Origin of the sequence: Chlorobium sp. KB01 (genome assembly GCF_001975465.1) — a bacterium.
Taxonomy (GTDB): domain Bacteria; phylum Bacteroidota; class Chlorobiia; order Chlorobiales; family Chlorobiaceae; genus Chlorobium.
The window spans coordinates 18,534-28,487 of sequence record NZ_MPJE01000056.1; the positions used below are offsets into that span (position 1 = coordinate 18,534).

Sequence of the window (9,954 nt, forward strand, 5' to 3'; positions counted from 1 at the left end):
GTAAGGGAGAGGCTATTGACGAGAGTACCTTCCTGATCTGAAGACGCCGGTTAATTTCAGCAGTTCAAACCAGAGCACACTGCCGAATCCGGCAGCAAGACAAAGGAGAAGATCCGTGAAACGGATGGCAGAAAATCTGAACAGTGTGACAAAAAACGGAACATAGAGCACAATTCCAAGAAAAAGCATTGCGCCGGCGATAACCGGAAGCAGAGCTGAATTCGGGAAAAAGAGCGATGCCCGTATGGTCGTACTCCAGGAGCGGTTGGTCAGAATGAGGCAGAGATTGGCAATCATGAGTGTTGTAAAGGTAAGCGTTCGAACTTCCGCAATCCCCGCCCCCCTGTTGCGGAAAAACCAGAAAATGCCCATGACAACACCAAGCACCACAACTCCCTGCATGACACCGGCAGCGATCATGCTGCGGTTGAATAAAGGCTCATCTGCTCTTCTTGGTGTGCGGGTCATAACATCCCGCTCCTCCTGCTCTCCCTCAAAAACAATTGAACAAGCCGGATCAATGATAAGCTCGATAAAAGCAATATGGGCCGGTAAAAAAAGCAGCGGCCACTGAAAAAGCACGGGCAGAAGCAGCATCCCGGCAATAGGCACATGAATGGCAAAAATATAGGCAATTGCCTTTCGGATATTGTCAAAAATCCGGCGACCAAGCCTGACTGCCTCAACTATAGAGGAAAAATCATCATTCAGCAGAACCATTGATGCGGACTCCCTTGCCACATCACTCCCCCGTCCACCCATGGCAATACCGATATTGGCGGCTTTAAGGGCCGGAGCATCATTGACCCCGTCACCGGTCATGGCTACAATCTCCCCATGCATCTGGAGAGCTTTAACCAGTCGCAACTTCTGTTCAGGAACAACCCTTGCAAAGATATTCACCGCACCCATCCGCGCCAGCAGCTCCGTTTCCGCCAGCAGCTCCGTTTCCGCCATCCCCTCCAGCTCACTGCCGGTCAAAACCATTTCCGGCTCTTTCAAGCCTATCTGACGGGCAATAGTTTTGGCTGTACCGGGATAATCGCCGGTTATCATCACGACACGGAGACCGGCACTGTAACACTCCGCAATAGCCGCAGCAACTGTCGGCCTGACCGGATCCGCAAGCCCGATAAGGCCGAGAAATTCAAAGACGAAATCATGCTGTTTTTCCGGCAGTTCGGAATGCACAAAATATGCCCGTGCGACTCCAAGCACCCGCAATCCGCTATCTGCCAGCTCATTGATGCGAAGAGAGAGTTGCTGTATTGTTAGCGCATCAAGGTGACAGAGATCCATAACCGCTTCGGGAGCACCTTTAGCTGCTATGATATACTTTTCGCGACCCTCCGACTTCCAGACCCGGGAAAGGGAGAGCAACTCTTTGGACAGAGGATACTCATGCACCAGATTCCAGTCACCATGCAGGTGTTCACTATCCTTCAGATACCTATCGCCGATGAGCCTGATGGCCTTTTCCATCGGATCAAAAGGATCGAGCTGACTTGCCAGGATACTGAACTCAACCAGTTCGTGGAAATCTTCGGGCATCTCTTGTTCTTCTAATGATGTGATATCGATACGCTTCTCTCCGGCAATGAGGGCATCGACTGTCATCCGGTTCATGGTCAGCGTGCCGGTCTTGTCTACACAGAGCACCGTAGCTGACCCGAGCGTCTCTATTGCCGGCATTCGGCGCGTAAGCACCTGTTTTTTAGAGATCCGCCATGCGCCCATAGCAAGAAATATGGTCAGCACAACCGGAAGTTCTTCGGGGAGAGTAGCCATGGCTAGGGTAATACCCGCAAGCACCCCTTCAAGCCATTCCCCCCTGTGTGTGAAGGAGTAGAAAAGGATCACAACAATGCAAAGAGAAATTCCGACAATGGCAAGATTTTGCACCCATCTGCCGGTCTCCTTCTCAAGCCGGGTCTCTTCCGGCGCTACACCCTTAATCACCTTGCCTATCTTTCCGAGTTCGGTACCGGTGCCGATAGCTGTTACTCTGGCAATCCCCTGCCCCTGAACCACAAGTGTACCCGACCAGAGAAACGGAAGGTCATCACCACCTGGGCGGACATCAACGGCCGCACTCTCTTCGTCACTCTTCCTGACTGGAACCGACTCTCCGGTCAAAAGCGATTCATCAACCATAAGATTAAGCGCGGAGAGGAGTTGAGCGTCTGCCGGAACACGGTCCCCCTCACCGACAACAAGCAGATCACCTTTGACCACCTCACGTCCGGCAATACGGCGCTGGGCTCTATCCCTGATAACAGAGGCTCTCGGACTGGAGAGATCTTTTAACGCTTCGAGTGCATGCTCTGTTTTCCGCTCCTGATAGAGTGTAAGAGCCATCACGAAAAACACAAAACCGAGCAGCATCAATGCCTCATAGAGATCACCAAGAACCAGATAGACCGCTCCGCAGGCAACAAGAAGAAGAAACATCGGCTCCCTGACTACGCCGAATGCAAGGATGAAGAAATTAAGACGGCCGGAGGAAGGCAGCTCATTGTATCCATCGGAGGAAAGTCTGGCGGCGGCTTCAGCATCAGAAAGGCCGACAAACTCCTCCTGCGGTATGCTGTTGTTCATGAAGGCTGCGGGTAAACAATCCTTAACGCACAAAGAGAACTTATACTACCGTTCCGTACTTTATAAGATAGTGCGAAGAAGAGGTAAAACACTATGCATAATACCCGTGACTGATTTTATACATAAACCATGACGACTGCCAGCAAAAAGCCCTCTCTCCTGAAGCGATTCTGGGGGATTTTCGGTCCCGGCCTTATCACCGGAGCAAGTGATGACGACCCCTCAGGGATCGCCACCTACACGCAGGCCGGTGCCGCCTTCGGCTCCCAGCTGCTCTGGAGTGCCATTGTCACCTACCCTCTGATGGTCTCTGTTCAGGAGATGTGCGCCCGCATAGGGCTCGTAACCAATCACGGGCTTATCGGCATCATCAAAAAGTACTATCCGAAATATCTGCTCTATCTGATACTCTTCATCAGTTTTCCGTCCATAACGCTCAATATCGGTGCTGACATTGCAGGTATGGGTGCTGTCGGCACCCTGCTCTTTCCGGCAATACCCGCCTTTTCATTCTCGATTCTCTTCACCGCCCTTATTCTCTACAGTGTCATCTTCTGGTCGTACCATAAAATAGCCGCCATACTCAAATGGCTCTGTATCAGTCTTTTCAGCTATATCCTGATCCCCTTTCTGATCGGCGTTGACTGGCCTCACGTCCTGAGGGATACATTCCTCCCCTCTTTCTCTCCCGACAAGGCCTATTTTCTGATGCTGGTCGGTATTCTCGGTACAACGATCTCCCCCTACCTCTTTTTCTGGCAGGCCTCCATGGAGGTTGAAGAGAGGCACGAAAAAAAGCTTGTGGTGGATAAAAAAATTATTGGCGAAATGGAAGCTGACGTCAAGGGTGGGATGCTCTTTACCAATGTGGTCTTTTACTTCATCATTCTTGCGGCGGGAACGGTTCTCTTCAATGCCGGAATCCACAACATCAATACTGTAGAGGAAGCTGCCCGTGCGCTTCGCCCTCTGGTCGGAGATCAGGCCTATCTTCTCTTTGCCCTCGGCGTTATCGGTACCGGGTTTCTTGCCATTCCGGTACTTGGCGGAGCGTTGAGTTACATGATGGCGGAAACCTTCGGATGGAAGGAGGGACTTGATAAAAAATACTATGAGGCGCCGGAATTCTACCTCACCATGGCTATATCGCTTATCGTTGGTCTGTTAATCCACTTTATCGGCATAAGCCCAATCCAGGCGCTCATCTATACTGCCGTACTCTACGGCATTACGGCTCCTGTGCTTATTGCGCTTATCCTGCACATCTGCAACAGCAAAAAAATAATGGGCAGGTACACCAACAAATTCTGGTCGAATTTCTTCGGTATTGCAACCTTCATTCTGATGACCGTCTCATCACTCTTTCTGCTCTGGTACACCCTCGGCAACTGAATGAATGGAAGTTCAGCCGACTATCGCGGGTTGTTCTTTGAGCAAACGGTGAAAACAGTACGGGTTATTGTGATACTGGCCTGTTGAAGCTATCGACATGACTGAGCACCCCCCTTTACATTTTTCACCATGCTCACAAGCTGTACAGTTATCTCCAAGATCGGCAGTTGAAAATCTCCTTGTACCGGAAAAGGAGTTTTCATCAAACCAGATATCCCAGAGCTCACGCTCACGCAGGTTGCCCTCAACATAACGGTCAGGCATGGAAAGACACCCTTTGATCAACCCGTTACTGGTGATGCCGCAGGAGGAGATGCCAGCAGCACAGCCGCTCCAGGCTCTTGTTCTTGAGTCAAGTGATGAGAAGTAGCCGACACCATCCGCAGGTACAAGATTAATCATTGATGAAGAACATGGCTCCTGGCGACACTGGATGAAGCTTCCAAGTTCAAGAAATGTTTCATTGGAGAGGGTAAGTTCGCCCTGTTTTGCACGCCCGAGAGAAAAGGTTGGCTGTACCTGCCAGTGTTCAATGCCGAGATTGCAGATAAATGTTTCAAGTGCCTGAAGTTCCTCAATATTTTTGTCGTTGACCGCCGTGATCACCGCTATGGGAATACCCGCCTTGAGAGCTGTCTCTATACCGCTGACAATTGTTCTGAAGAGTCCCGGCCTTTCCCTTATGCGATCGTGCGTCGCTTCAAGACCGTCAAGGCTGATACCGACAGTTGCAATACCACTCTCTTTGAGTTGAGGAACATTTTCTTTCAGAAGCGAACCATTTGAAACCATCCGTACCGGAATGCCGAGCTTGTTGAGGTGCGTAGTAACAGCAAACCATTCAGGCCGGAGCAGAGGTTCTCCTCCGGTGATATCGACTTCCTGAACAAAGAGATCCGGAAACTGGTCGCAAACAGAGAGCAGTTCTGCAAGAGAGAGTTCATTTGAACGGGACCTTGTGGTTGCAGCAGAAGCACAGTGCCGGCATCTGAGATTGCAGGCAAGGGTAAGTTCGAGGCCTATAATGATTGGAAATCCTTCAAAAGGCATGGTGGGGTCTCCTTTTTTTTGAAGTCGAAAAATCAAACATCATTCCGGGACGAGCGTTGAGCTCATCCCGGAAATACAGGAGAAGATCAAAGGAGTTTGTTAGCCTTTGCGTAGCTCATCAGCGCGATGTAGTCACCTGCCTTCAGGGTCACGTCACGGTGTGAAATGATGTCATCGGCGATGTTCATGATCGCAGAAGCGATCTCCTTTGGCGGTTCAGCACCTTCTGCCACATGTGCCACAACCTGCTCTCTGATCATGTCGAAAAATTTCTCTGACGGCCTCACCTTGAGAAGATCAGCCCGTTTTGCCAGCAGTTTGTCAATAATAACAAGATACATGACAACACTGGGATCGAATTTTAAATGCATTCTGATTGAGCCCATGATGTAACCTCCCCTCGTTAATGGTTTCAAATACCGACTACTCTTTCTTTCTGAAAAGCCGCACAGATCCATCGATCAATCTGTCTCATAAACGTATTCATACGGTGTTATATTATAATTTATTCCGAATTATAGTAACTATCTTTTCAAATAGTAATCCGCATTGTTTATTATTCTCAACAACAAAGCAGCTATGGGCACTATAGAGGATTACAGCTCAGGGAGGATTCTGGCAAGCATCACAAAGGCAGTGCGTTTTTTTGATGCTCCGGAGGAGTCACCCACTGATAAAGCGCAAGTCATTCGTATCGAGGAGAAAATAGAGGCGTTCAAACCGAAAGTTATCTCCATTACGGAAGCCTCCGCATATATCCGTGAAGCTGAAACCGTTGCTCTTGGCGAGCGGGTTTGCAGGGCTCTCCATCCGGAATCTGAATTTACGGAGTCGGTTTTTCTTGATGAACTTGCCGAAGCGATGATACGTGCAGGAAAAGCCAGGGTTGCAACTGCCGACGAGGCGGAGGCATCCCTCAAAGGTAACTCCCGTCATCCCATCATCATCTCAATGGTTTCAGGGAAATATCAGGAGCTATGCCCTTCCAACAGGCAGGATTGTGTCTACTGGAGAGCTGAACAGCGGGGCATGCACTGCCTGAAGCGAAAACAGGCCTGATGCAGGGATGAAAAATAAGTATGCGCTTGCCCATCAAACCCTGCTGATAGTCATTTTACCTGCCAGTTGATGAAAATAATCCGTTGACCAGATTTTCAATGCATCTGAATCGCCGACAAATCTGGAGACATCTCTCAGTGCCATGATCACATCGAGAGAATCGATTCTCTCTGCCAACTTTATACGGAAATCCTCTTCAGTGAGTTCACCTTCTTTCAAATGACCACTCTGGAGAGCCCGACTTATGAAATGGGTTAAATTGAGCGGTACGCCTTTTCTTATATACCATTCAAAATCAAACCAGTCCCGCCCTTTTACCCTGCCCTTCCACTGTCTGAACAACAGTGCATGCATTTTTCCGGCAACAGATCCGGAAGCGAAAAGCATTTGACATAAAATGAGAATGGTTCAAGCAGAAGTTTTTCTTCCGTTGAAAATCTCAGCGGGGGGAGCGTATCGACCTCAAACTTGATTTTAACCGTTTTTTGACTGTGCACGGCAAGAGTAAACAACTGCGTATCACCTTTCAAAAATGCCGACTCAATCCCGGTCTTCACTGTTTTCTTTTTCGATGAAATCTCAACATCAAGACCAAGGGAGGAAAACTCAGCTTTGACCCCATTGAAATACGGTTCCAATGAAAAATCCGAATCGGAAGCCAGTAAAGAGAAGTCAAGATCCTCTGAAAATCTTGGCAATCCGTAGAAGACCCGCAAACAGGTTCCTCCATAAAATGCTGCCCGGACGAAAAAGCCGCCTCGATACAAACCCGCAAGAGCAACCTCCTGCATTACCTCCCGGAGAGCATTGATTCTTCCTTCAAACGAGGATGTATCATATTTTTCAAGCATCTGATCCAGAACCGTCATGATGCCTCCCTATGCATACTCTTGACCAACTTCACCAGTAACCGCATCATATTCGTCTTAAAGCCTTGTGCCATAACCGCCTTGATCACTTCCGGGTTAAAGCTGGCCACAGAATCTTCATCAATACGCAAATCGTCAAAAAGCAGAACCTGCAACGCAAGATGTGACTCAACATTCAGATTCCGGGTAAACAGAAGTTTATCACACAACGCCTTTTCTGGGGAAGCCATCAAAAAGCAGGTTCTGTCCACATTTTCGATACGATCAATACCTATTGAATAGAGACCCGGCTCTGAGTGCATGTAGGAAAATCTGCCAACAGAAAGGTCATAGGCCTTTCCTCGGCGGATCGTCATAGATGTCAACTCGATTACCCGTTCCGGAATGATGCCGTAATAGTGGAGAGCAAAGTCCATCGAAACATAGGATGGACCATAAAGAAGATTTGCGACAAGCGGCAGGGAAAGCGGAACACCGGTCAATTCGGGCGAAACAACATACAACCCCTTCTTTATGGAGATCAGCAACCCTTCATGTATCAATCGGACGATCTTGTCGTTCGGAGATCGGTACTCTCCGAGGATCGAAACCAGGGTTCCGTGTGTCAACGGCACAGCGCCGAATGTACCAAGTTTCTTTTCGAGTCGCATAGCGTCAAATTTTGCATAGGTAATCGACATATATTCGATTACCTATGCAAAATAGAGGATCTCACGATCAATACAAAATGATTATTACGGCAATTGAATGGTAATTACACTACTGTACGGTTAAAATAATGCGAGCTGAGGGGCAGGATCCCTCACCCTTTTGAGCGATTGTTCATTGAGAGACAAAATATCGATCAATAAGCGCTGCTCCATAACAACGGAAGCGATCATTCTGGTCAATTCCTGCAATGAATACCGGTATTTCGGCTGGAACTTGATGTACGATAACAGCAGGTAATAGCACTCATGGCTACCAAGATTTGCGTTAATACGGTGTTCTGGCTGGTACCGAGAAACGACTTGATTTTCAGGTTCTGCCTGATCCACTTGAAAAAGAGTTCGATCTGCCAGCGAGACTTGTAAATGGCTGCTATGGTTGAGATTAACTCACCAGGCATCGTTGTAACTTGCCTCATGGTCTGGAACTCCTTGTCTATAGGGCTGATATAATTGCTTGGTCGCTTATTAAATCGCCGTTTCTCAAGTTTTTTTCAGCCCTTCTTTTTTTTTAACCGGACACTACTGAGATACTATCTTTTTTGACGCTTGCACGTTTTTGTTTTTTCGGCTATTTTAATACTCAATAATAAAATTAGCCGCAACATGCCTTACAAAACAAGAACACTTGAACGTTTTTTCCTGGAAGCGAGTCAACAATTCCCCGTCATGCTGCTGACCGGACCTCGCCAAACCGGAAAAACAACGTTCCTGCGACACCTTGCAGGAGAAGAGCGAACGTATGTCACTCTTGACGACCCGATGCTCCGGGCACTCGCCAGAGATGAGCCTGCGCTGTTTCTGCAACGCTTTACCTCACCGGTTCTCATCGACGAAATCCAGTATGCTCCCCAGCTCCTGCCATACATTAAAATGGCAGTGGACAACGAACCGAAAGCCGGAAAATTCTGGCTCACCGGGTCACAGCAATTCCATTTGATGAAGGGGGTCACTGAATCGCTCGCCGGTCGTGTCGGGGTGGTCAACCTTCTTGGATTCTCGCAGAGAGAGCTTTTGGGCACTCCTTCTGCAGAACCGTTTCTGCCGGTTCCGGAAATCATAAAACAACGAGCACAAAGCCGGCAATTGCTTCTGCCGGAACTCTACCGGAAAATCTGGCTCGGATCGTTTCCCGCTCTTCATCAGGAAAATCCTGCCGATCATGACCTGTTCTACAGTTCATACCTCCAGACCTATCTGCAACGTGATGTGCGGGATCTGGCCAATGTCGGCGACGAAAGCGCATTTCTGAAATTTCTCCGCTCCTGTGCAGCACGAACCGGCCAGATGCTCAATATTCTGGACCTTTGCCGCCAGAGCGACATCAACCATGCAACAGGAAAACGATGGCTCTCGATTCTCGAAAACTCAGGCATCGTCTACCTGCTCGAACCGTGGCACACTAATATCAACAAAAGAGTGGTGAAAACCCCGAAACTGTACTTCCTCGATACAGGACTTGCAGCCTGGCTGACCGAGTGGACCTCCCCCGAAACGCTGGAAGCGGGAGCAATGTCAGGAGCCATTCTTGAAAGCTGGGTGGTATCGGAGATCATCAAAAGCTGGTGGCACAACGGCAAGCGTGCCCCAATCTATTACTATCGCGACAAGGATGCCAAAGAGGTCGATCTGCTCATTCATCAGAACGGCACACTCTATCCTGTCGAAATAAAAAAATCGGCAACTCCGGGAAAAGATGCCATTCGCCATTTTCAGGTACTTCAAACCTTGAAACAACCGATCGGGCAGGGATGCATCATCTCGCTTGCCCCGATTTATCTCCCGATCACCTCAACCACCGATAACGTCCCTGCCGGAATGTTATGAACCGGGGTCACGTCCATACAAAACCGGAACACTATCTGAAGCGCTTTAGCGCAGCAAACCGTATCCCTTCAGTGTTACTCTTTATGCAATGTGTCAGCGGGTTCATTCTACGAAAATGAAAATATTACAATCAGAATTCCGCCTTACAACCAATTCAATCAGTTCTTCAAAACACATGCATGCTCGCCATTAAACCACGCATCTTCCCTGCAACCCATGGTGGATGGTCATAGCGAATAGTTTCAACCCGAGCCCGATATTCTTTTACGTACTCCATAAACTTCGCATTATGTTCTCCCCGAAGAAGGCGACGTACTGCACTCACCGTATCAGACGCAAGACTTGTATGGATCACATACAAGAACAGAACCCGTCTGCGCTCTTCGTCTTGCTCCGGAATATGTCAACAAAGATGTCGCATTATTTTAAAAAAAATCAATCAACTTTGTCCG

The 9,954-nt window shown here is 48.6% G+C and carries 7 protein-coding genes and 2 pseudogenes; 3 read left to right on the forward strand and 6 right to left on the reverse strand.

Annotated elements, in window-relative coordinates; all coding sequences use genetic code 11:
• Positions 1–12 precede the first annotated feature (12 nt).
• A complete protein-coding gene (locus BOO20_RS05940; RefSeq protein WP_076791340.1) occupies positions 13–2,598 on the reverse strand; it encodes a cation-translocating P-type ATPase in 2,586 nt (861 codons plus the stop codon).
• A 129-nt stretch (positions 2,599–2,727) separates the two neighbouring features.
• Here BOO20_RS05940 and BOO20_RS05945 point away from each other — a divergent pair, with 129 nt between their 5' ends.
• The gene (locus BOO20_RS05945; protein WP_076791341.1) at positions 2,728–3,990 is read left to right on the forward strand and encodes an NRAMP family divalent metal transporter; all 1,263 of its coding nucleotides are present in this window, start codon (positions 2,728–2,730) and stop codon (positions 3,988–3,990) included.
• A 12-nt stretch (positions 3,991–4,002) separates the two neighbouring features.
• On the opposite strand, the gene BOO20_RS05950 is transcribed toward BOO20_RS05945, so the two are convergent.
• Positions 4,003–5,040, reverse strand: coding sequence for a radical SAM protein (locus BOO20_RS05950; RefSeq protein ID WP_076791343.1), 1,038 nt, complete (start codon positions 5,038–5,040; stop codon positions 4,003–4,005).
• A gap of 86 nt (positions 5,041–5,126) precedes the next feature.
• Positions 5,127–5,426: a hypothetical protein gene (locus BOO20_RS05955; RefSeq protein ID WP_076791345.1), complete on the reverse strand. Its 300-nt coding sequence runs from the start codon at positions 5,424–5,426 to the stop codon at positions 5,127–5,129.
• Positions 5,427–5,619: 193 nt separating this feature from the next.
• Here BOO20_RS05955 and BOO20_RS05960 point away from each other — a divergent pair, with 193 nt between their 5' ends.
• Positions 5,620–6,099, forward strand: coding sequence for a hypothetical protein (locus BOO20_RS05960; RefSeq protein ID WP_076791346.1), 480 nt, complete (start codon positions 5,620–5,622; stop codon positions 6,097–6,099).
• Between the two features lie 33 nt (positions 6,100–6,132).
• Here the strand turns inward: BOO20_RS05960 and BOO20_RS13135 are convergent.
• The 3 genes and pseudogenes from BOO20_RS13135 to BOO20_RS12735 form a co-directional block, all read right to left on the reverse strand.
• A pseudogene (locus BOO20_RS13135) lies at positions 6,133–6,968 on the reverse strand (nucleotidyl transferase AbiEii/AbiGii toxin family protein).
• Positions 6,965–7,648 (reverse strand): hypothetical protein, encoded by a 684-nt coding sequence (locus BOO20_RS05970; protein ID WP_076791348.1) that lies wholly within the window; start codon positions 7,646–7,648, stop codon positions 6,965–6,967. The pseudogene BOO20_RS13135 and the gene BOO20_RS05970 overlap by 4 nt, the downstream one beginning before the upstream one ends.
• Positions 7,649–7,900: 252 nt before the next feature.
• Positions 7,901–8,067, reverse strand: a pseudogene (locus BOO20_RS12735) (transposase); the annotation flags it as partial.
• 214 nt (positions 8,068–8,281) lie between these two features.
• Between BOO20_RS12735 and BOO20_RS05980 the strand changes: the two are divergent.
• Positions 8,282–9,502 carry an ATP-binding protein gene (locus BOO20_RS05980; RefSeq protein WP_076791350.1) on the forward strand — a complete coding sequence of 407 codons (1,221 nt, stop codon included), beginning with the start codon at positions 8,282–8,284 and terminating at the stop codon, positions 9,500–9,502.
• The last annotated feature ends 452 nt before the right edge of the window (positions 9,503–9,954 follow it).

Coding starts and splice junctions, on each gene's coding strand:
- BOO20_RS05940 (WP_076791340.1), bottom strand. CDS start 2,598: ATGAACAACAGCATACCGCAGGAGGAGTTTGTCGGCCTTTCTGATGCT.
- BOO20_RS05945 (WP_076791341.1), top strand. CDS start 2,728: ATGACGACTGCCAGCAAAAAGCCCTCTCTCCTGAAGCGATTCTGGGGG.
- BOO20_RS05950 (WP_076791343.1), bottom strand. CDS start 5,040: ATGCCTTTTGAAGGATTTCCAATCATTATAGGCCTCGAACTTACCCTT.
- BOO20_RS05955 (WP_076791345.1), bottom strand. CDS start 5,426: ATGGGCTCAATCAGAATGCATTTAAAATTCGATCCCAGTGTTGTCATG.
- BOO20_RS05960 (WP_076791346.1), top strand. CDS start 5,620: ATGGGCACTATAGAGGATTACAGCTCAGGGAGGATTCTGGCAAGCATC.
- BOO20_RS05970 (WP_076791348.1), bottom strand. CDS start 7,648: ATGTCGATTACCTATGCAAAATTTGACGCTATGCGACTCGAAAAGAAA.
- BOO20_RS05980 (WP_076791350.1), top strand. CDS start 8,282: ATGCCTTACAAAACAAGAACACTTGAACGTTTTTTCCTGGAAGCGAGT.